General features: G+C 58.8%; 22 protein-coding genes. 8 read left to right on the top strand and 14 right to left on the bottom strand.

Annotated elements, in window-relative coordinates; genetic code table 11:
• Positions 1-44: 44 nt before the first annotated feature.
• Genes ACSFE6_RS15635 through ACSFE6_RS15625 form a run of 3 tightly spaced genes read right to left on the bottom strand, consistent with a single transcriptional unit; the run spans position 45 to position 2,316 of the window.
• A complete protein-coding gene (locus ACSFE6_RS15635) occupies positions 45-950 on the bottom strand; it encodes a 5'-nucleotidase (protein ID WP_435428455.1) in 906 nt (301 codons plus the stop codon).
• A gap of 26 nt (positions 951-976) precedes the next feature.
• Complete coding sequence (locus ACSFE6_RS15630) at positions 977-1,933, bottom strand: putative 2-dehydropantoate 2-reductase (RefSeq protein ID WP_435428454.1); 957 nt, start codon at positions 1,931-1,933, stop codon at positions 977-979.
• Entirely contained in the window at positions 1,930-2,316 is a 387-nt protein-coding gene (locus ACSFE6_RS15625; protein WP_435428453.1) for a thioredoxin family protein, read from the bottom strand. Before ACSFE6_RS15625 ends, ACSFE6_RS15630 begins: the two co-directional genes overlap by 4 nt.
• Between ACSFE6_RS15625 and ACSFE6_RS15620 the strand changes: the two genes are divergently transcribed.
• On the top strand, positions 2,315-2,758 hold the full coding sequence (locus tag ACSFE6_RS15620) for a PilZ domain-containing protein (protein ID WP_435428452.1): 444 nt from the start codon (positions 2,315-2,317) through the stop codon (positions 2,756-2,758). The two genes, ACSFE6_RS15625 and ACSFE6_RS15620, sit on opposite strands and share 2 nt — an antisense overlap.
• Positions 2,759-2,904: 146 nt before the next feature.
• Entirely contained in the window at positions 2,905-3,981 is a 1,077-nt protein-coding gene (locus ACSFE6_RS15615; RefSeq protein WP_008009435.1) for a 3-deoxy-7-phosphoheptulonate synthase, read from the top strand.
• Between the two features lie 72 nt (positions 3,982-4,053).
• On the opposite strand, the gene ACSFE6_RS15610 is transcribed toward ACSFE6_RS15615, so the two are convergent.
• Positions 4,054-4,341 carry a GNAT family N-acetyltransferase gene (locus tag ACSFE6_RS15610; RefSeq protein WP_008057026.1) on the bottom strand — a complete coding sequence of 96 codons (288 nt, stop codon included), beginning with the start codon at positions 4,339-4,341 and terminating at the stop codon, positions 4,054-4,056.
• A 636-nt stretch (positions 4,342-4,977) separates the two neighbouring features.
• Here ACSFE6_RS15610 and oprI point away from each other — a divergent pair.
• Positions 4,978-5,229 (top strand): outer membrane lipoprotei OprI, encoded by a 252-nt coding sequence (oprI, locus tag ACSFE6_RS15605; RefSeq protein WP_011335311.1) that lies wholly within the window; start codon positions 4,978-4,980, stop codon positions 5,227-5,229.
• Between the two features lie 124 nt (positions 5,230-5,353).
• Here oprI and ACSFE6_RS15600 read toward each other — a convergent pair whose 3' ends face one another.
• The 3 genes from ACSFE6_RS15600 to ACSFE6_RS15590 form a co-directional block, all read right to left on the bottom strand.
• Complete coding sequence (locus ACSFE6_RS15600; protein WP_435428451.1) at positions 5,354-6,325, bottom strand: L,D-transpeptidase family protein; 972 nt, start codon at positions 6,323-6,325, stop codon at positions 5,354-5,356.
• 101 nt (positions 6,326-6,426) lie between these two features.
• Positions 6,427-6,720 carry a hypothetical protein gene (locus ACSFE6_RS15595; protein WP_003226812.1) on the bottom strand — a complete coding sequence of 98 codons (294 nt, stop codon included), beginning with the start codon at positions 6,718-6,720 and terminating at the stop codon, positions 6,427-6,429.
• Positions 6,721-6,776: 56 nt separating this feature from the next.
• Positions 6,777-7,382, bottom strand: coding sequence for an arylesterase (locus tag ACSFE6_RS15590; RefSeq protein WP_435428450.1), 606 nt, complete (start codon positions 7,380-7,382; stop codon positions 6,777-6,779).
• 10 nt (positions 7,383-7,392) lie between these two features.
• Here ACSFE6_RS15590 and ACSFE6_RS15585 point away from each other — a divergent pair, with 10 nt between their 5' ends.
• From ACSFE6_RS15585 to greB, 3 genes are read left to right on the top strand one after another with little or no spacing between them, the layout of a single operon-like run.
• Positions 7,393-8,076, top strand: coding sequence for an ABC transporter ATP-binding protein (locus tag ACSFE6_RS15585; protein ID WP_435428449.1), 684 nt, complete (start codon positions 7,393-7,395; stop codon positions 8,074-8,076).
• Positions 8,076-10,580 carry an ABC transporter permease gene (locus ACSFE6_RS15580; RefSeq protein ID WP_435428448.1) on the top strand — a complete coding sequence of 835 codons (2,505 nt, stop codon included), beginning with the start codon at positions 8,076-8,078 and terminating at the stop codon, positions 10,578-10,580. Before ACSFE6_RS15585 ends, ACSFE6_RS15580 begins: the two co-directional genes overlap by 1 nt.
• A gap of 32 nt (positions 10,581-10,612) precedes the next feature.
• Positions 10,613-11,107 carry a transcription elongation factor GreB gene (gene greB, locus ACSFE6_RS15575; RefSeq protein WP_435428447.1) on the top strand — a complete coding sequence of 165 codons (495 nt, stop codon included), beginning with the start codon at positions 10,613-10,615 and terminating at the stop codon, positions 11,105-11,107.
• 36 nt (positions 11,108-11,143) lie between these two features.
• On the opposite strand, the gene ACSFE6_RS15570 is transcribed toward greB, so the two are convergent.
• The 6 genes from ACSFE6_RS15570 to ACSFE6_RS15545 form a co-directional block, all read right to left on the bottom strand.
• Positions 11,144-11,452: a class I SAM-dependent methyltransferase gene (locus ACSFE6_RS15570; RefSeq protein WP_435428446.1), complete on the bottom strand. Its 309-nt coding sequence runs from the start codon at positions 11,450-11,452 to the stop codon at positions 11,144-11,146.
• Between the two features lie 319 nt (positions 11,453-11,771).
• Positions 11,772-12,140 carry a bacteriocin gene (locus ACSFE6_RS15565; RefSeq protein WP_435428445.1) on the bottom strand — a complete coding sequence of 123 codons (369 nt, stop codon included), beginning with the start codon at positions 12,138-12,140 and terminating at the stop codon, positions 11,772-11,774.
• Positions 12,141-12,463: 323 nt separating this feature from the next.
• Positions 12,464-12,652: a hypothetical protein gene (locus ACSFE6_RS15560; RefSeq protein WP_435428444.1), complete on the bottom strand. Its 189-nt coding sequence runs from the start codon at positions 12,650-12,652 to the stop codon at positions 12,464-12,466.
• Positions 12,653-12,799: 147 nt separating this feature from the next.
• A complete protein-coding gene (locus ACSFE6_RS15555; protein ID WP_435428443.1) occupies positions 12,800-13,120 on the bottom strand; it encodes a YbjQ family protein in 321 nt (106 codons plus the stop codon).
• 218 nt (positions 13,121-13,338) lie between these two features.
• Positions 13,339-13,860 carry a DMT family transporter gene (locus tag ACSFE6_RS15550; RefSeq protein WP_435428442.1) on the bottom strand — a complete coding sequence of 174 codons (522 nt, stop codon included), beginning with the start codon at positions 13,858-13,860 and terminating at the stop codon, positions 13,339-13,341.
• A gap of 122 nt (positions 13,861-13,982) precedes the next feature.
• The gene (locus ACSFE6_RS15545; RefSeq protein WP_435428441.1) at positions 13,983-15,056 is read right to left on the bottom strand and encodes an AbrB family transcriptional regulator; all 1,074 of its coding nucleotides are present in this window, start codon (positions 15,054-15,056) and stop codon (positions 13,983-13,985) included.
• 127 nt (positions 15,057-15,183) lie between these two features.
• Between ACSFE6_RS15545 and ACSFE6_RS15540 the strand changes: the two genes are divergently transcribed.
• Positions 15,184-16,080 (top strand): LysR family transcriptional regulator, encoded by an 897-nt coding sequence (locus ACSFE6_RS15540; RefSeq protein WP_435428471.1) that lies wholly within the window; start codon positions 15,184-15,186, stop codon positions 16,078-16,080.
• Positions 16,081-16,225: 145 nt separating this feature from the next.
• Here the strand turns inward: ACSFE6_RS15540 and ACSFE6_RS15535 are convergent, their stop codons facing one another.
• Positions 16,226-16,813, bottom strand: coding sequence for a MarR family winged helix-turn-helix transcriptional regulator (locus ACSFE6_RS15535; protein ID WP_435428440.1), 588 nt, complete (start codon positions 16,811-16,813; stop codon positions 16,226-16,228).
• A gap of 206 nt (positions 16,814-17,019) precedes the next feature.
• Between ACSFE6_RS15535 and ACSFE6_RS15530 the strand changes: the two genes are divergently transcribed.
• Complete coding sequence (locus ACSFE6_RS15530; protein WP_435428439.1) at positions 17,020-18,378, top strand: MFS transporter; 1,359 nt, start codon at positions 17,020-17,022, stop codon at positions 18,376-18,378.
• Positions 18,379-18,404 lie beyond the last annotated feature (26 nt).

Here is an 18,404-nt window from a genome sequence, read left to right as displayed (position 1 = left end):
CCTTGAGGAGTGCGACGTCCAGCGCAACACGTTGATCGGCGGGCTTAAACCTTTTGCTCGTTGCTTATGCCATGGGGCACATGACCGGTGGCGACGACTTCCCGGGCCGACTCGCAGTGACCGGCCTGATCATCGAAAAACACATCGGCGGCAAAAGCTTCGAGAAACGCAGATTTGGTCAAGCCACCCAGGAACAGCGATTCGTCCAGCCGGATGTCCCATTCGCGCAGGGTGCGAATCACCCGCTCGTGGGCCGGTGCCGAGCGCGCCGTCACCAGCGCCGTGCGGATCGGGCAGGCGTCATCCGGGAACTCACGCTGCAGCAGATTGAGGGCCGCGAGGAAGCCTTTGAAAGGTCCGCCACGCAGAGGCTCGCGGGCCGCTTCGCGTTCCTTGGCCTGAAACGCTTCCAGACCAGCGGCCTGATACACACGCTCGGATTCGTCGGAAAACAGCACCGCATCGCCGTCGAACGCAATGCGCAATTCATCGCTGGCGGCCCGGCTGGCGCCCCCCGACAGGATGGTCGCCGCGGCGAAGCCAGCATCCAGCGCACTGCGCACGTCTTCGGCGTGGGTCGACAGGAACAGATCGCAACCGAAGGCCTTGAGATAAGGATATGGACTGCGCCCGCCGACGAATGCCGCACGGGAGATGGCCAGCCCATAGTGATCGATCGAATTGAATACCCGCAGGCCTGTGTCGGCGCTGTTGCGCGATACCAGAATCACTTCGACCCGGGCTCGACCCAGGTGAGCATTGAGGTTGAGGAGTTTCTGAACCAGAGGAAAGGCATCGCCGGGCTCGAGGATTTCGTCTTCGTGCTCGATCTGATATTGCCGGTAGGCTTCGACGCCGCTCGACAGGTAGACCTTATGGCTTTCACTCAGGTCGAACAGCGCGCGCGACGAAATCGCCAGTACCAGCTTGTCGTCGATGTTTTTTGCCATGCCCTTCCCCCCTCAGGTTGGTCGACTCAGCGATTGCGTCGATCGATAAAACCCAGACTGCGATACAAGGCCTCGATCCGCGGCAATTCACAACCCGCTGCCTTTGCCGCAGCCAGAGGCCGGGCGTAGATGGCGTCCAGCTCCAGTGGTCGCTTATGCAGGAAGTCGTGGTACATGCTTGGCCAGTAATCGGGCATTTTCTCGGTCACCATGAACAAATGCTCGGCATAGCCCGCCGGTACGTCGTGCCCACAGGCGATCGCTCCCTGGACCACTTCGGCCATCAGTGCCTTGATCAATTCACGGCTGTCGGCATCGGCCATCAACGGCGTGGTGCTCGCGCCCAGCAACACCGACAGGCCGTTGTAAGGGATATTCCAGACCAGTTTTTGCCAGCGCGCCTGGTGCAGGTTCGCCATGCCCTGGGAGTCGATGCCGGCGGTACGGAACAACCCGACGCCCTCCTCGACAATCGCGGCGCGCACCGACCCATCGGCGGCAGGACCGCTGTGGTAGCCCACATGCACCGCCCCCAGCGCTTGATGGGTCACGACGCCAGGCCCCTCGCGGTGAACACAGATGTAGCAGAGCCCGCCCAGCACATGCAGCGAATCGGGCAGCAAATCGCGCAGGCTGTCTTCGACGTCCAGGCCATTTTGCAACAGCAGCACCTTCGCATTTGGCGCCGCGGCTTGAAGGATGGCCGGGGCCAGGTCCGCGTTGCTGGTGGTTTTCGCCCCTACCAGCAACCAGTCGCAGGGCGGCATGTCTTCGGCTGCCGCATAAGCCTGTACCGGGTTCAACGTCAGCGCGCCGTGCACCGCACTGTGCAGTTGCAGCCCGTGCTCGGCCACCGCGGAAAATTCACTGCGCAACAGAAAATGTACATCGAATCCGGCACGCGCCAGCATCAACCCGTAGAACCCGCCGATCGCCCCGGTCCCGATAATACCGATCGTCGGCTTGGCAACTGCCCCCATCATGGCAACTCCTCTGCTATTCGACTCAACGCCTGACGTATCGCCCGATTCAGTTCGGTGCCGGTCAGACGCGAATGCAATGCTCCAAAGAACTCACCGTCGCGCACCACAAACAGCGCCGGCAAATGAAAGACCTGATATCGCTCGACCACCCCACCGTTGTTTCCCGCGTCGATCCAGCACAGTCGATCGACGGCCAGATCAAGCATCGGCAATTGCTCGCGGGCAAAACGACAACTGGAGCAGCCGACACTGGTGAAAATAACCAGCGATACGCCGTTCATCGTCAGTAGCCGTTGGTCGGCGTCGAAATCGGTCAGCTCCAATTCGACCACTATACTGGGGGAAACAATGTCAGATGGCCGACACATGGAGTCCGTGTTCATGGGACGATTCATTCCTCATCCTGACGATGTACCCGTCGAATTAACGTTGCTCAAGCCGGAGTGTATTTCGCGGCAACAACTGCACACTATCAGCCTCGGGGGCATGGCTTGCAATTATCACCGGGCATGGCGCTACGGCACGGCGCTGGAAGTGCGCATGCCGACCCTGAATCCCGACCTGCGTTTTCTGGGCTATGTGGCCTGGTGTCTGCGCCGAAAGCGCGGTTACCTGGTGGGCATTGCCTTCGTCGACGAGCAAACGCTGTTCAGTGCGCGCATGGGTGAGCAGGTGTGTCAGATCGAACGCTACTGTCGCCAGCACGATGTTCATGATGATTTGCAGGAAGTTCAGGCGTTGGCGCTGGAGTGGGTACAGCAGCATGCCGACGAGTTCTCCCACGACACGGTCCACAGGGCATTTGCCCATTCAATGCAGGATTAGGGGCGTTCTGCATGAGTTTCCCCGCCGCGCCCATTGTCGAGCCACGGTGTAACGCGCTAAGGTTCGGCTCCCCGACGCGCTTAATTTGCTGTGCTCCGCCGCGCGGGTTCGCTGGCGGATGGCACCCGTGACCTGACGAGTAAACGATGGCTGATTTACCGATCAACGACCTAAACGTCGCCTCCAACGAGACGCTGATCACTCCCGATCAGCTCAAGCGTGACATTCCTCTGAGCGACGCCGCCCTGCGCACCGTCACCAAGGGCCGCGAAGTCATTCGCAACATTCTTGATGGCACCGACCACCGACTGTTCGTGGTCATCGGGCCCTGCTCGATCCACGACATCAAGGCAGCCCACGAATACGCCGAGCGCCTGAAGGTCCTCGCCGCGGAAGTGTCCGATACCCTGTATCTGGTCATGCGCGTGTATTTCGAGAAGCCACGCACCACGGTCGGCTGGAAAGGCTTGATCAACGACCCGTATCTGGACGACTCGTTCAAGATTCAGGACGGCCTGCACATCGGTCGTCAGTTGCTGCTGGACCTGGCCGAAATGGGCCTGCCCACCGCCACCGAAGCCCTCGACCCGATCTCCCCGCAGTATTTGCAGGACCTGATCAGCTGGTCGGCGATCGGCGCGCGCACCACCGAATCCCAGACCCACCGTGAAATGGCTTCCGGCCTGTCTTCGGCCGTTGGCTTCAAGAACGGTACCGACGGCGGCCTGACCGTGGCAATCAACGCCCTGCAATCGGTTTCCAGCCCTCACCGCTTCCTGGGCATCAACCAGGAAGGTGGCGTGTCGATCGTGACCACCAAGGGCAATGCCTACGGTCACGTGGTGCTGCGCGGCGGCAACGGCAAACCGAACTACGACTCGGTCAGTGTCGCGCTCTGCGAACAAGCGCTGAACAAGGCGAAGATCAAGCCGAACATCATGGTCGACTGCAGCCACGCCAACTCCAACAAGGATCCGGCCCTGCAACCGCTGGTCATGGAGAACGTCGCCAACCAGATCCTCGAAGGCAACCAGTCGATCATCGGCCTGATGGTCGAAAGCCACTTGAACTGGGGTTGCCAGGCCATTCCAAAAGACCTCGCCGACCTGCAATACGGCGTGTCGATCACCGATGCCTGCATCGACTGGACCGCCACCGAGAACACCTTGCGCAGCATGCACGCCAAGCTCAAGGATGTACTGCCTAAACGCGATCGCAGCTGATCGTTCATTCAGTGCAGACAAAAAAACGCCGGGCGAGCCCGGCGTTTTTTTATGTGTTCTTTTTGCTGAAGGTCACTGGCTCAGCTTGGCCGCATGCCGCTGGTGACGCTCCATATAGCGCTCGACGTAGGAGCACGATGGGATGACGGTGTAGCCCATTTCCTCGGCGTATTCCAGCGCCTTCTCGGTCAGCGCTGCCGCAATGCCACGGCCGCGAAGTGCGTTGGGCACAAAGGTGCGATAGATATCCAGAGTCTGTTTCCCCAGATCCATATAGGTCAGGTAGGCACGATGACCGTCCACATTGGTCTCGAACTGATGACCAGCCTGGTCATGGTGGATGGACAACGCCTCGCTCATCACTACTCCTCGCGGGTCTTGAATTCCGACCCCTACCTTACCGATGTTTTTCCGGCGAAGGAACATCTACGCCACCCCGTGCCTGAATGGACACCGAGAAGAGCTACACCGACTCGCGCAATCGTGCACGTACAAATAGTAGGCACCATTGGCAAAAATGCTCAAGGTGCGCTCGTCATCGTGCGGGTGGGCGGGTGTTGCTCCGGGTGATGCAGGAACGGCTCGACCGTAGGTCCCCAAAGGTCGATAGCCTGAACATTGCCGGATGTTGAGACTTGAGACGAACGCCCGTTGTTAAAGTCACCAGAACATAGAGAAAGATATGAGAGGCGTCGCGCAAAATCCGAACAAAAGTGTAGACGAATCCATCTAGACAGACTTTAGCCAAGACGAGAAAAAGAGCTATTTGTGTAGGGAACTTTTCTTTGCCGGCTCGCTCATCTCGGGCCTCCTGGCTGGATATTTTTTAAACAACGCAGTTAAAAGTTGCTCGAAAAAGAATCAACGCCTACAATTTTTTTTGCTTCTTGCTTTACGTCAGTTTACTTACGACAAGTAATGGGTAGTATGTACGCCGGCTATTTCCTCAATCTGAGGAGACAGCCACTTAATTGAAAGTCCTTGAAGGGGAACACGATGAACAACGTTCTGAAATTCTCTGCTCTGGCTCTGGCCGCAGTTCTGGCTACCGGTTGCAGCAGCGCATCGAAAGAAACCGAAGCACGTCTGACTGCTACTGAAGACGCAGCAGCTCGCGCCCAAGCTCGTGCAGACGAAGCGTACCGTAAAGCTGATGAAGCTCTGGCTGCTGCTCAAAAAGCACAACAGACTGCTGACGAAGCTAACGAGCGTGCTCTGCGCATGCTGGAAAAAGCTAGCCGCAAGTAATAATCCTTCGGGATTGTTATCAAGCCGACCCATTTTTTGGGTCGGCTTTTTTATTGCCCGCCCTTTCGTGCAGGCACAAAAAAACCCGCCGACGCGACCAGCACCGGCGGGTTCTTTTCAAGCGTTACTGCAGCGGATCGAGCGGCGCGCTGGTCACCATCGGAGCGGCCGGGTTCGGTACTGCGATTTCTACCGGCAGACCATCTTCAGCGGCGACGACGTCACGCACCACATCCCAGTTCATACGCAGGTTGTTGGTGATGTCTTCACGCTTGAGCATCGCGTTGATCACGGCGGTGTGCTTGTCCACCACAGACGGGTTGCCCTTGTCGTCCAGCGGCGTGTGCGCTTCCAGGTAAACCTTGCCACCACTCACACCGAACTTGTACGGGTCGTTGATGATTCGCACCGACGTACCGACCGGGACCATGCCCGCCATCTCCAGCACGTTGTTGTTGAACATGCGGAAGCAACCGTGGCTGGTGCGCATGCCGATACCGAACTTCTTGTTTGAACCGTGGATCAGGTAGCCCGGGGTGCCCAAGGTGAACTTGAACGGCCCCAGCGGGTTATCCGGGCCTGCCGGCACCACGTTGGGCAGCGGATCACCGTCGGCGGCGTGCTCGGCCTTGATAGACGCTGGAGGGGTCCAGGTCGGATTCGGCGTTTTCGCGGTGATGCTGGTGTGGGCAATCGGCGAGCCCCAGCCTTCGCGACCGATGCCCAGCGGGAAGGTGTACACCACGTTCCGGCCTTTCGGGTAGTAATAGAGGCGGTACTCGGCCAGGTTGATGACGATGCCTTCACGAGGCCCTGGAGGCAGAATGAAACGGGTCGGCAACACGATTTCGGTGCCGGCGCCTGGCAACCAGGCATCGACGCCCGGGTTGGCCGCGACCATTTCCGAGTAACCCAGATCGTAGGCGGTGCCCAGGTCGGCGAAAGTATCTTCGTACTTGGCCTTGATCACCTGCACCTGGCCAATGATGTCTTCACCAGGCGGTGGCAGGGGAAACTCCAATGCAGCAACGGGACCGGCCACACACAGGGCGGCAAGAGACAGGCAGCGGGTGACGGCAGGAAAACGCGGCAACATCCGGAAAATCCTTCGCATGATCAACAGAGGTATAAGAATGGGATTGTACACCGCCATCCGTAATTTCGGGGAGCGGGCCGATAGCTAGCTACCTTTGATGCTCAAAGCTCGAAGCGCAGCTCCGGCCAGATCGGCGAGGTGCCGCGCTTTTGCGATTCGAGAATGGCCCGGCACAACGAGCAGAGGCGCTGGTCCTGGAACACCCGGCGATCGACGCTCGACCAGCGCGGCTGCGCCGGCAACAGGCTGCCACACAAGGTCCGGTCCGCAGAGCCGCCCAACTCCAGCTGACGGGTCACCAGATGCACCCGCACTTCCTGGCAGGCGAACAGATCCAGCTGTTCGTCAGGCTCGATCAGTTGATAGGCAAAAAGTGACCAGGCGGGACGCGGCATCGGGGGCTCCAAATCGGGGGCGCCACCTTAGCCGAAAGCCCGCGCCTAGAAAAGTGTCATAACAGCGGTTTTAGGGTAGGCCAGACATTTTCCAGCAACTTGTCCTGGGCACCGGCCGCCGGGTGTATGCCATCGGCCTGCATCAGGTCGGGATGACCGCCCACACCCTCGAGGAAAAAAGGCACCAGCGGGATTTTTTTCTCTTCGGCGACATTGCTGTAGGCCTCGGCGAAAGCCTTGGTATAACGCACGCCATAATTAGGCGGCAATTGCATGCCCAACAACAGGACCTTGGCACCACTGGCACGGGAGTTGTCGATCATCGACGCAAGATTTTGTTGCAATTGTGTTGGCAGCAACCCACGCAGCCCGTCATTGCCACCCAGCTCGAGGATCACCAACTCCGGTTTGTGCTCTGCAAGCAGCGCCGGCAGCCGCGCCTGGCCTCCGGCACTGGTGTCGCCACTGATGGATGCATTGACCACCCTGTCGTCAAAACCTTCGCGCTTGAGCCGTTGTTCGAGCAACGACACCCACCCTTGCCGGGTATCCAGCCCGAAACCGGCGCTGATACTATCGCCAACGATCAGGACAGTACCCGCCGCTGCGTTCTGGGCCATGCACATCAAGGCCAGGCCAGCACTCAAAAACCACACACGCATCGGATTCTCCATGGGCGCAAGCATTCTCACCGCGAAGAACCTTAGCAAAGTGGTTCCCAGCGCGGAAGGTGAACTGACCATCCTGCACGAACTCAGCCTGGAACTGAATAAAGGCGACAGCCTGGCCATCGTCGGCGCCTCCGGTTCCGGCAAATCCACGCTCCTGGGCCTGCTCGCCGGCCTCGACCTGCCGAGCAGTGGCGAGGTCACCCTCGCCGGCCAGGGCTTGAGCAATCTCGACGAAGACCAGCGAGCCCGCATCCGCGCCGAACACGTGGGTTTTGTCTTTCAATCATTCCAACTGCTCGACAGCCTCAACGCGCTGGAAAACGTCATGCTGCCCCTGGAGCTCGATGGCCGCCATGATGCCCGCGGACGCGCCACCGAACTCCTGCAACGAGTCGGCCTCGGCAAGCGCCTGAGCCACTCGCCACGCCAGCTCTCCGGCGGTGAACAGCAGCGTGTAGCGATTGCCCGGGCATTTGCCGCCGAACCCGCCGTGCTCTTCGCCGACGAGCCCACCGGCAACCTCGACAGTCACACCGGTGAGCGCATCAGCGATCTGTTGTTCGAACTCAACAAGGAGCGCGGCACGACCCTGGTGCTGGTGACTCACGATGAACGCCTGGCACATCGCTGCCGGCGCCTGATCCGCCTTGAAGCCGGCCTGCTGGTCGCCCCTCTGGAGCCTTGATGGCACGCTTGCCGCTGTTGCGCCTGTTCAGCCTCGCCATCCGCCAATTGCTGCGCGATGCCCGCGCTGGTGAGTTGCGCGTGCTGTTCTTCGCCCTGCTGGTGGCCGTGGCGGCGAGTACCGCCATCGGTTACTTCGGCGCCCGCCTGAACGGCGCGATGATGCTGCGCGCCACCGAGTTCCTTGGCGCAGATCTGCTGCTCGAAGGCAGTTCGCCGGCGCGCCCCGAACAGATTAAAAGCGGCATCGAGTTGGGCCTCGAACACGCACAGGTGGTGGAGTTTTCCAGCGTCATCGCCACCGACAACGGCATCCAGCTGTCCAGCATCAAGGCAGCCGATGACATCTACCCTCTGCGCGGCGAACTGAAAAGCGCCCCCGCCCCTTTCGCCCCGGAACAATCCGGCGGCGGACCGAAGCCCGGCGAAGCCTGGGTGGAGGCTCGACTGCTGACTGCGCTTGATCTGAAGATCGGCGACAGCATCGACGTCGGTATGAAAAACCTGACACTCACGCGAGTGCTGACCTATGAACCCGACCGAGCCGGCAATTTCTACAGCCTGACACCACGGGTACTGATCAACCTCGACGACCTCACCGCCACCGGCGTGGTGCAACCGGGCAGCCGGGTCAGTTACCGCGAGCTCTGGCGCGGCAAGGCCGATGCGCTGGAAACCTATCGGCAATTGATCAAACCCGGCCTGGCCGCCAACCAACGCATCCAGGATGCCCGGGATGGCAACCGGCAGATCGGCGGCGCATTGGGCAAGGCTGAGCGTTATTTGAACATGGCCAGCCTGGTGGCGGTATTGCTGGCGGGCGTGGCCGTGGCACTGTCGGCAACGCGCTTCGCCACGCGCCGATTCGATGCCAGCGCGCTGTTGCGTTGCCTGGGATTGTCCCGCCGAGAAACCCTGGCGCTGTTCAGTTTGCAGCTGACCGTCCTCGGATTGCTCGCCAGCGTCAGCGGTGCCGTTATCGGCTGGCTGGCGCAGCTTGGACTTTTTGCCCTACTGCATGACTTGTTGCCCAGCGACGTACCACCGGGCGGCCTGCTGCCCGCCTTCGCCGGGATCGGTACAGGTCTCGTGGCTCTGGCCGGCTTTGCCTTGCCGCCACTGGCGGCACTGGGTCGGGTTCCTCCATTGAGGGTGTTGCGTCGCGACTTGCTACCCATTCCGTCCAGCACCTGGATGGTCTATGGAGCCGCACTGGGCGCCCTCGGGCTGATCATGTGGCGCCTGAGCCTGGACCTGGTGCTGACCTTCGCCCTGCTCGGCGGTGGCGTGATCGCAGCGCTGGTTTTGGGGGGGCTATTACTGCTGCTATTGAAAAGCCTGCGGCGAATGCTTGCCGGCGCACCGTTGCCGTGGCGCCTCGGTTTGGGTCAATTGCTACGTCATCCACTGGCTGCCGCCGGACAATCCCTGGCATTCGGCCTGATCCTGCTGTCGATGGCGTTGATCGCCTTGTTGCGCGGTGAGTTGCTGGACACCTGGCAGAATCAGCTACCGAAAAACGCACCGAACTATTTCGCCCTGAACATCCTGCCAGCGGACAAGCAGGCGTTTACCGATCGCCTGATCTCACTTTCGGCACAATCGGCGCCGCTGTATCCGGTGGTACCGGGGCGCTTGATCAGCATCAACGGCGAGCCGGTACAACAAATCGTCAGCAAGGATTCGCCGGGTGATCGGGCGGTCCAGCGGGATCTGAGCCTGACCTGGGCAGCCGATCTGCCGGCGGGCAACAAGATCACCGCAGGCGACTGGTGGCCCGAGCAACCGCCAGATGAAATCCCCGGCGTGTCGGTGGAAGGAAAGGTCGCGGAAAGCTTGAAGCTCAAGCTCGGTGATCACATGGTATTCACCGTCGGCGGGGCCAATCGCGAGGCGAAAGTCACCAGCCTGCGGGACATCAACTGGGACAATTTCCAGCCGAACTTCTTCATGATCTTCCAGCCCGGCACCCTGAAGGACCTGCCGGCGACGTACCTGACCAGTTTTTATCTGGCGACCGGTCATGACCAGCAGATCGTCGATCTGTCCCGCAGTTTTCCGGCGGTCACCATCCTGCAAGTCGAAGCGTTGCTGGCACAACTGCGCAGCATCCTCGCCCAGGTCACCCTGGCGGTGGAGTATGTGCTGTTGTTTGTGTTGGCGGCGGGGATGGCGGTGTTGTTCTCCGGCCTGCAGGCGACTCTGGATGAACGTATCCGCCAGGGTGCGCTATTACGGGCGTTGGGATCGGAGCGGCAATTGCTGGTCAAGGCACGTCGAATCGAGTTCGGCTTGCTCGGTGCCGTCAGCGGTTTGCTGGCTGCGCTGGGCTCGGAAGTCGTGAGCCTGGTGTTGTACCGCTATGCACTCGATCTCCCCTGGCAACCGCATCCGTGGCTGTTGGTCTTGCCACTGATCGGCGCGGTGTTGATCGGTGGCGCCGGGGTGTTCGGCACCCGACGCGCCCTGAACGCCAGCCCCCTGACAGTCCTGCGTGAGGGTTGATAAACTCAGCCCCTCCCCCCTAAGAAATCACCATGAGCCGTTATCGCCCTCCCCGCACCGCTGGCACCGCGTTGATCACCCCCGAAGGTGAAGCGCGGATGCGCGCCGAATTTCATGAACTCTGGCACGTACGGCGACCGCAAGTGACACAAGCCGTCAGCGAGGCGGCGGCACAGGGTGATCGCTCGGAAAACGCCGAATACACTTACGGCAAAAAGATGCTGCGCGAAATCGACAGTCGCGTGCGCTTTCTCACCAAGCGCCTGGAAGCGCTCAAGGTTGTCAGTGAGAAGCCCAGTGACCCAAACAAGGTTTACTTCGGCGCCTGGGTCACCATCGAAGACGAGGACGGCAAAGAATCACGCTATCGCATCGTCGGGCCGGATGAGCTGGATTTGAAGCAGGGCCTGATCAGCATCGATTCGCCACTGGCCCGTGCCTTGATCGGCAAGGCACTGGACGCCGAAGTACGGGTCCAGACACCGACCGGTGAGCAATGCGTGTATATCGTGGCGATCGATTATTGATGAGCCGCGGCGACATGGGCCGCGGCTTTTCGCGTTTCAGCGACGGGTAATCAGCCCTTGTCGGGCGACGCGGGTCAATTGCTTGATGACTTCAGGTGCGTCTTCCGCGCTGGGCGCTTGAATCACCGCCAGATCAAAGCTGTCGCTGGCAAATCGCGCCAGGGATTCACCATCTTCGACAAACTGGATCAGGAAGGCAGCAGGCCCACCGGTGCGGCGTGGCCAGCCATCGAGGTAACGCAAGAGCGTCGGCTGATGTTTACCGCCAAGCAGGATTTTTGGATTGCGCTGGGTGAGATGTGCCGTGATCGGCGCGGGACGTACAACGGGGCTTAGTGCATTCATCGTGTCGTGTCTCTGCCTCAAAAGTCTGCATGGCAGGTGAGAGGCAACACCGAACCAGCGCTTTAGCGGTATTTCGAAGCCTTTTTCAAGCTTCTAACGGCAACTGAGTGAGTCACCTGGCGCCCCGCAAGTAGCTGTTTAAATCGGCGCATGAGCAGCATCCTAGAGAAGCTGACCGGACAGTGTCAAGAATGACGCCCAACAAAAAAGCCCCTCATAATCAGACTGTGTGAAACAAAATCCACCCGGCACGTTGAATAGCGCGCATAAAAAATGCCCGAACCTTGCGATTCGGGCATTTTTCATGGATCTCTCAGAATCAGTGACCCTTGTGACCTTTGGCCAGGTTGCTGCCAACGCCGCCGCCCAATGCACCACCCAGGCCAGCGCCGATGGTGGAGCCGGTCTTGCCACCCAGGCTGTTACCGATCACCGAACCACCCGCAGCACCTACGCCACCACCGATTGCAGCGCTGGTACGGTGGCCTTTTTTCGCGGCAACCGCACTGCCTGCAGCGCCCGCAACGCCAGCACCAATCGCTGCGCCGGTGCTGCCGCCCATGCTTTGGCCCACGACGTTACCCAGCGCGCCACCCAAACCACCACCGATGGCGGCAGTGCCGTCGCCGGCCATTGCACCTTGAGCAACCAGAAGACCCAGAACCAGAGCAGGCAGTGTGAAACGCATGACTAAAACCTCAAAAAAATAATGGCTATTACGAAAGAGGCGAGATTGAAAGCTATAGAGGAGGAAAAGTCCAGACACGCGCTCGCTCTGCCTCGATTGGCAGCAATTGGACAGTGTTTTTGGGAAAGGTTTTATAACGGGCAAAAAAAAGCCCGCTGGGGAACGGGCAGGATGTTGCTTTCTAACGGATGAGTTGAGCCTACGTAGGCGCTTGTGAAAACTTTGTGAAAATCACGCCGGTTAAATATTCGTTCACACAATCTGGTTACACAGGTCTCAAACACAAAAAACCCGCTCGATGACGGGGTTCGCTGGCGGTTTCATTACTTCTTGATCGGCACCGCTACCCTGGGGAGAAATTTCCCTTTCTGCACGCGACAAGCCCTGGTCTTGATCTTGTCGACTTCGATCTGGTCTTCGCCGAAGCTGGCAACGTACGCAGTCTGTCCGCACCGTACGAAATTGTTGATCGGAAACTCTGCGCCGTCGTCTTCGATATACGGATCAGCCATCTCTTCACCCCTCGTCAAAAGCGGGATCGACACCGGCAAGCCTATCTGCCCGAAAAAATATCGACCACCAAGGGTTTTGAGACTAGCCGGTCATTACTGGACTTGTGATTCAGACGATCGAGCGCCCGACGAATGGCCCCTGTGCTATCACCTCAGCTTGACCGCCGTTCCGGTCACAAACACCACCACCATTCCGCCCTTGCCCGCCGGCATGCTGATCTCATAATCGAGCCCCACCACTGCATCGGCCTGAAGTGCCCGCGCCCGATCCTTGATCTCGTCAGTGGCCTGGATACGCGCCTCTTTCAACGCTCGCTCCAGCGTTTGAGAACGCCCACCGAAAAAATCCCGCATCCCGGCGAACACATCGCGGATGACGTTGACACCCTGCACCGACTCGGCGCTGACAATGTCCAGGTACGCGGTGATTTGTCGGCCTTCGATAGAGTGGGTCGTGGTCGTGATCATCGGATTTCCTTGTTATTCGGAATTGGGCCAGCGCCTCGAACACTGGCAGCGTAACGGGATCATTGGCTGAGTTGTGCCCCGAAACAAGACGCGCTTCCAACCTACTTCACCGCTACTGCGCTACGACTCTCATCACGCTTTGTCTACGAGGAAGATAGGGGCACTGTGAACCGCTGGCCAATAAAGCACCACTAGCCATAGATCGAGATGTAGCGGCCTTACTGCGGGGTGGACCGCTGTACAATGGACTCCTCGGGCTGGCGCGCGGCATTCGCGCTTAGGCTTTGAATAAGGAGGACGCCCCCGATAATCATGGCCGCACCTATCAGCTTCAAGACTGTGATGGGTTTCGAGGTAAGCCCCATTAAGCCGAAGTGGTCGATCAAAAGTCCGATGAAGATCTGTCCGACGACGACCAGGATGATAAAGCCGCTGGCGCCCAGCTTTGGCGTTACAACGACTGCGCTGCCGACATAGATCGCCCCAAGGATCCCCCCGATCCATACCCACCATGCGCCTCGCAAGGCGCGGCCGATATCCGGAGCCTGCACCTTGAGGATGAGCAGCGCAGCGATCACCACGATTGCGCTGATGACAAGGGAAATGAGGGCTGCCCAAAGCGGATGTCCCAAGGCGCGTCCGACTGCCGCGTTGGTGGTCGCCTGAAACGGCAGGACCGCACCGGCGACGAACGCCATGATCATGGGTAGAACGGTGAGAAAGAGCGATTTGCTCAACATTATCTGTGTCTCTTCAGGTTCAAGTCTGGAATGACGGGTTGCGGAAACTGAGGGCAACCAGGCTATTGAATGGAGGGTGAGCGTTGTAAGCTCCAGAGATATCGCGCCTTCAGGATTGTTTATCAACGGCCCGCCAACCGAATGACCAACCGCGCCAAAAACGCCCCTGTAAGGATTACCGCGAATAACCGCAAGGTCTGCATCGCCAGCACCAACCCGACATCGGAGTGGGTGTCCACCGCAATGATCGCCATGGTATCCAGCCCGCCTGGGCTGGTGGCCAGGTAAACCGAGAGGAAGTCCTTGTCGAGCAGCGCCGCCAGCAACCAGGCCGACAAAGCACACAGCGTAATCATCAGTACCGCCCCCAGTATCATCGCCGGCAATCGTCGCCAGACGTAGGCAATGGTCGGACGGTCAAAGCGCAGGCCAACGTAGCAACCGATCGCACCAAAAGCCATTGCGAGCATCCAGTTTGGCAGGGTGATGTGCAGCAAGCCGCTCACTTGCAAGGCGCCGCCCAACAGTAACGGCATCAGCAGTGTACCGGCCGGTAGCAGATTACCCAGTGCCATCCCGGCCACAAGGGTTGCGAAGGTGAGCCCAAGGTTCAGCAGGGTAAAGCTTTGCAATGCGGCGTTCGCGGCATGCACCTCGCTCCCCCCGGTCGATGCCCCCAGCCAGCGGCTCACTAGCGCACCAATCATTACTACGCACACCACCCGCACATACTGCATGGTTGCGACCACCCGTGAATCGGCGCCGAACTCATCAGACATCGAGACCATCGCCGAGGCGGCCCCCGGTGCCGTGCCCCAAGCGGCGGTGCTAGCAGATATGCCGCCAACCCTCGCTAGCACTAGCCCGACCAGTGCGCTGAAACTGACCGTCAGCAGGGTTGCAAACAGCATTAACGGCCAGGACTGGACCAGCGCGACCAGCACCGCCAGGCTCATTGAATGAGCTGCAAGCATTCCTACGCAGCCCTGGCCCAGCTTGAAGGCATACCGGTGCAAGCGAATGCTCGCACCGCAAACGCCGAACACAATGGCCACCAGCATTGGCCCCAGAAACTGCCCGGCGGGCACCTCCAGAAACCTCAGCAACTGACCGCTGGCCCCAGCCAGCAGTAATAGCGCTATCCATTGGGCCGGAGCGGAGCAAGGATGTAGTAAAAGTCGCGATGAAGTGGACAAGTATCACGCTCCAATTCGGGTCGTCCGATTGCAGTGCCTTACAGCCAGCCTGCAAACAATTATTGGCAGCTTATTCGATCAAGTATATTTTCTAATATTGATGAATTGATAACTTTGGCTGATGGATATGGACCTGCGCGACCTCGCCTATTTTGAAACCATCGCCGAATTGGGCCACCTTGGTCAGGCGGCACAAAAGCTCAACCGCAGCCAACCGGCACTGACCAAAAGCATTCAGCGGCTTGAGGAGTCGCTCGGTACGCGACTGTTCGAGCGTGACGGCCGTCGCATCAAACTCACCCCGGTTGGGGAGCTACTGAAGGTACGCGGCAAACAGCTGCAACAAAACATCGCTGACACCCGACGTGAGGTGCGCGATTTTGCCAGCGGGGTGATGGGGAACATTCGCTTGGGCTGCAGCGCTTCCATGGCGGACCACCTGCTGCCACACCTGACCGCGACATTGCTATCCCATGCGCCAGAAATCACGCTTAACCTGGCGATCGGTCAGGACGATTTTCTGCATGAGTCCCTTTGTTCCGGGCGGTTGGACATGGTGATTTGCTCAAAGTATGAAACGGGTCCGTCACTGGAGGCTCATGCGTTGTTCGACGCTGAAGCAGTGGTAGTCGCCAGCCATAATCATCCGCTGTTCAACGCCCAATATCAGTTGCGTGACCTGTGTCAGTACCGCTGGGCGCTGCCGGCGACCACCGTTTCAGCCCGTCGCTGGATTGATAATGCGTTTCAGGAGCGCAACTTGCCCTTGCCCCATGTGCAGATCGAGACCACATCGATTTCTCTGCTGCCACGCTTGGTCGGTGCAACAAACCTGCTTAGCTTTCTACCCCGGGAAACACTTGAAGACGTCGAGGGCAGGACGAACCTTCGCGAGGTCATGCTCAAGGAAACCACGATGAAACGCACCATCGTCGTGTTCACTCGCACGAATGCCTACCTGTCACCGGCGGCGCAGATGCTGCTGGGTATTCTTAAAGTTGAAGCGCACAGTTTTTCAGCGTAAGGCAGGTTGTGTAGACGCGGCCCCTATTGCTGCCCTCGGCAGGGAGGCGAGGCAATCTGAGGATGCACCAGGGTTGAGCGTGAAAAATTATTCAATCCCGGCTGATTGGAGCACCGAGGCCGTTTCAACGGTTTGCGACACGACACTAATCCGGACAAACAGTCTCGCCGCGCTCATTGATCATGCGTCCAACCTCCCGCGTTGACGGTACCCGATGTGAGGGATTGATGGAGTTCGCTTCTGCGTTTGCGAGATTCTCTATCACCGTCAATAGAACGTGTCGTGCTGTTTCAACGTCTTGCTCCTTGAGCCCGGCCACACTCACCTCGTTGACTTCCAGCGCTAGAGGAATCAACACATCCTTCAGGCGCCGTCCTTCATCGGTGAGGAAGACGTGAACATTTTTCTTGTTATCCGGCATCTGCTGTCGGACGACATAGCCCAGTTTTTCCATCGCCTTCACCGCAGCGAAAGTCGTAGGCTCCATCAGTCCAGCCTGAGTGCTGAGTTGTTTTTGGGTCAATCCGTCTGTCTCCCAGAGGATCCGCAAAAACGCCCAATGACCAAAGGATACGTCGTGTTCGGTCAATCGCATCTGTAGCGCTCTGACCAGAGCTCGAGTTGCATCCTTGACCAGATGGGCCAGTCGGTCATCAGGTACAACATCGTGCCAATGCCTGAGTATTTCCTGGGTTTCAGGTTGTTTGTGGCCTAAAGGCTTTCGTGCAGTCATTCCAAGGTCCAATCTCATTACCTGCGTAAGCGGTACTAAGCATAACGCGTTGTCACAACACATGCGCCAGATCAAAAAATACTTAGAGATCGTAGTTTTTTATTGCGAGCGAAGAAAAACCGCCATATTCTCTTAGAGACCTAATAAAAAAGCACGCCAAGCCCTCTCTGGCTCGGTTGTGCTACACAAAGTCCGAGGCGTGCACAATGACAACAACAGCAGCAGCTACAGATGCCGTGCCCGATCTTCTCCAGCGCAGCCATGAGCGCATCGAGAAGGTCTATCGAAAAGTCACGTTACGCTTGATGACCTTCATCTTCGTGGCCTGGGTTCTCAATTATCTGGATCGCGTGAACATCAGCTTCGCGCAGGTTTACCTGAAACATGATTTAGGCATGAGCGATGCTGCCTACGGACTCGGCGTAAGTTTGTTTTTCATCGGCTACATCGCTTTGGAAATACCCAGCACGCTATACCTGCAAAAGATTGGTGCCCGGCTGACGATCACCCGGATCATGGTGCTGTGGGGCTTGATCTCAGCGTCCATGGCGTTCATGACAACACCCACTGAGTTCTACATTGCCCGCGCCCTGCTGGGTGCTGCCGAAGCTGGCTTCTGGCCTGGAATCATTCTTTATCTGACCTATTGGTATCCAGGTGCCAGGCGTGCTCGCATCACCTCGCGCTTCTTGCTGGCCATCGCTGCGGCGGGAATCATCGGCGGTCCTCTGTCCGGTTGGATACTCACGCATTTCGTCGACGTCATGGGAATGAAAAACTGGCAGTGGATGTTCATCCTGGAAGGTCTTCCTGCTGCTGTAATGGGTGTGATGGCCTACTTCTATCTGGTAGACAAACCCGAGCAGGCGAAGTGGCTCGACGACGAGGAAAAATCCATTATTCTCGACGCGCTGGCCGCTGACCGCGCAGGCAAGAAGCCCGCTACCGATAAGCGTCATGCTGTGCTGGCTGCGCTCAAGGATCCGCGCGTCTACGTCCTTGCTGCTGGTTGGGCCACCGTGCCGCTATGTGGCACGATCCTCAATTACTGGACGCCTACCATCATCCGGAACACCGGCATCCAGAATGTGCTGCAAGTCGGATTGCTTTCCACCGTGCCCTACATCGTGGGAGCGATCGCCATGATCCTCATTGCGCGCAGCTCCGACATTCGCCTGGAGCGTCGCAAGCACTTTTTTTTCAGTATCGCCTTCGGTGCCTTGGGCGCCTGCCTGCTGCCTCACGTTGTGGGCTCGGCCATTATTTCAATTACTTGCCTGGCAATGATTGCGGTGTCGTACTTTGGTGCCGCAGCGATCATCTGGTCGATTCCTCCCGCTTATCTCAATGATGAGTCCGCCGCAGGGGGCATTTCGGCGATCAGCTCTCTTGGTCAAATCGGAGCGTTCTGCGCGCCCATCGGGCTGGGCTGGATCAACACAGTCACCGGCAGCCTCGCAATCGGACTGACCGTCATCGGGGTACTGGTCCTGGCGGGTGGTCTGGCGGTTCTGATTGCGGTGCCAGCTAACGCCTTGAGCGAAAAGCCACTTACCGACGAATAGGATCGCGCCGTCTGATTGGCCGAACC

Origin of the sequence: Pseudomonas baetica, from assembly GCF_051216495.1 — a bacterium.
GTDB lineage: Bacteria > Pseudomonadota > Gammaproteobacteria > Pseudomonadales > Pseudomonadaceae > Aquipseudomonas > Aquipseudomonas baetica_B.
The sequence above is the reverse complement of the archived record's forward strand: the minus strand, read 5'-3'. Positions and strand labels throughout refer to the sequence as shown.

Bases quoted from the DNA above. Each gene is read 5' to 3' on its own strand.
- ACSFE6_RS15635 (WP_435428455.1), bottom strand. From the start codon at position 950: ATGGCAAAAAACATCGACGACAAGCTGGTACTGGCGATTTCGTCGCGC.
- ACSFE6_RS15630 (WP_435428454.1), bottom strand. From the start codon at position 1,933: ATGATGGGGGCAGTTGCCAAGCCGACGATCGGTATTATCGGGACCGGG.
- ACSFE6_RS15620 (WP_435428452.1), top strand. From the start codon at position 2,315: ATGGGACGATTCATTCCTCATCCTGACGATGTACCCGTCGAATTAACG.
- ACSFE6_RS15625 (WP_435428453.1), bottom strand. From the start codon at position 2,316: ATGAACACGGACTCCATGTGTCGGCCATCTGACATTGTTTCCCCCAGT.
- ACSFE6_RS15615 (WP_008009435.1), top strand. From the start codon at position 2,905: ATGGCTGATTTACCGATCAACGACCTAAACGTCGCCTCCAACGAGACG.
- ACSFE6_RS15610 (WP_008057026.1), bottom strand. From the start codon at position 4,341: ATGAGCGAGGCGTTGTCCATCCACCATGACCAGGCTGGTCATCAGTTC.
- oprI (WP_011335311.1), top strand. From the start codon at position 4,978: ATGAACAACGTTCTGAAATTCTCTGCTCTGGCTCTGGCCGCAGTTCTG.
- ACSFE6_RS15600 (WP_435428451.1), bottom strand. From the start codon at position 6,325: ATGTTGCCGCGTTTTCCTGCCGTCACCCGCTGCCTGTCTCTTGCCGCC.
- ACSFE6_RS15595 (WP_003226812.1), bottom strand. From the start codon at position 6,720: ATGCCGCGTCCCGCCTGGTCACTTTTTGCCTATCAACTGATCGAGCCT.
- ACSFE6_RS15590 (WP_435428450.1), bottom strand. From the start codon at position 7,382: ATGCGTGTGTGGTTTTTGAGTGCTGGCCTGGCCTTGATGTGCATGGCC.
- ACSFE6_RS15585 (WP_435428449.1), top strand. From the start codon at position 7,393: ATGGGCGCAAGCATTCTCACCGCGAAGAACCTTAGCAAAGTGGTTCCC.
- ACSFE6_RS15580 (WP_435428448.1), top strand. From the start codon at position 8,076: ATGGCACGCTTGCCGCTGTTGCGCCTGTTCAGCCTCGCCATCCGCCAA.
- greB (WP_435428447.1), top strand. From the start codon at position 10,613: ATGAGCCGTTATCGCCCTCCCCGCACCGCTGGCACCGCGTTGATCACC.
- ACSFE6_RS15570 (WP_435428446.1), bottom strand. From the start codon at position 11,452: ATGAATGCACTAAGCCCCGTTGTACGTCCCGCGCCGATCACGGCACAT.
- ACSFE6_RS15565 (WP_435428445.1), bottom strand. From the start codon at position 12,140: ATGCGTTTCACACTGCCTGCTCTGGTTCTGGGTCTTCTGGTTGCTCAA.
- ACSFE6_RS15560 (WP_435428444.1), bottom strand. From the start codon at position 12,652: ATGGCTGATCCGTATATCGAAGACGACGGCGCAGAGTTTCCGATCAAC.
- ACSFE6_RS15555 (WP_435428443.1), bottom strand. From the start codon at position 13,120: ATGATCACGACCACGACCCACTCTATCGAAGGCCGACAAATCACCGCG.
- ACSFE6_RS15550 (WP_435428442.1), bottom strand. From the start codon at position 13,860: ATGTTGAGCAAATCGCTCTTTCTCACCGTTCTACCCATGATCATGGCG.
- ACSFE6_RS15540 (WP_435428471.1), top strand. From the start codon at position 15,184: ATGGACCTGCGCGACCTCGCCTATTTTGAAACCATCGCCGAATTGGGC.
- ACSFE6_RS15535 (WP_435428440.1), bottom strand. From the start codon at position 16,813: ATGACTGCACGAAAGCCTTTAGGCCACAAACAACCTGAAACCCAGGAA.
- ACSFE6_RS15530 (WP_435428439.1), top strand. From the start codon at position 17,020: ATGACAACAACAGCAGCAGCTACAGATGCCGTGCCCGATCTTCTCCAG.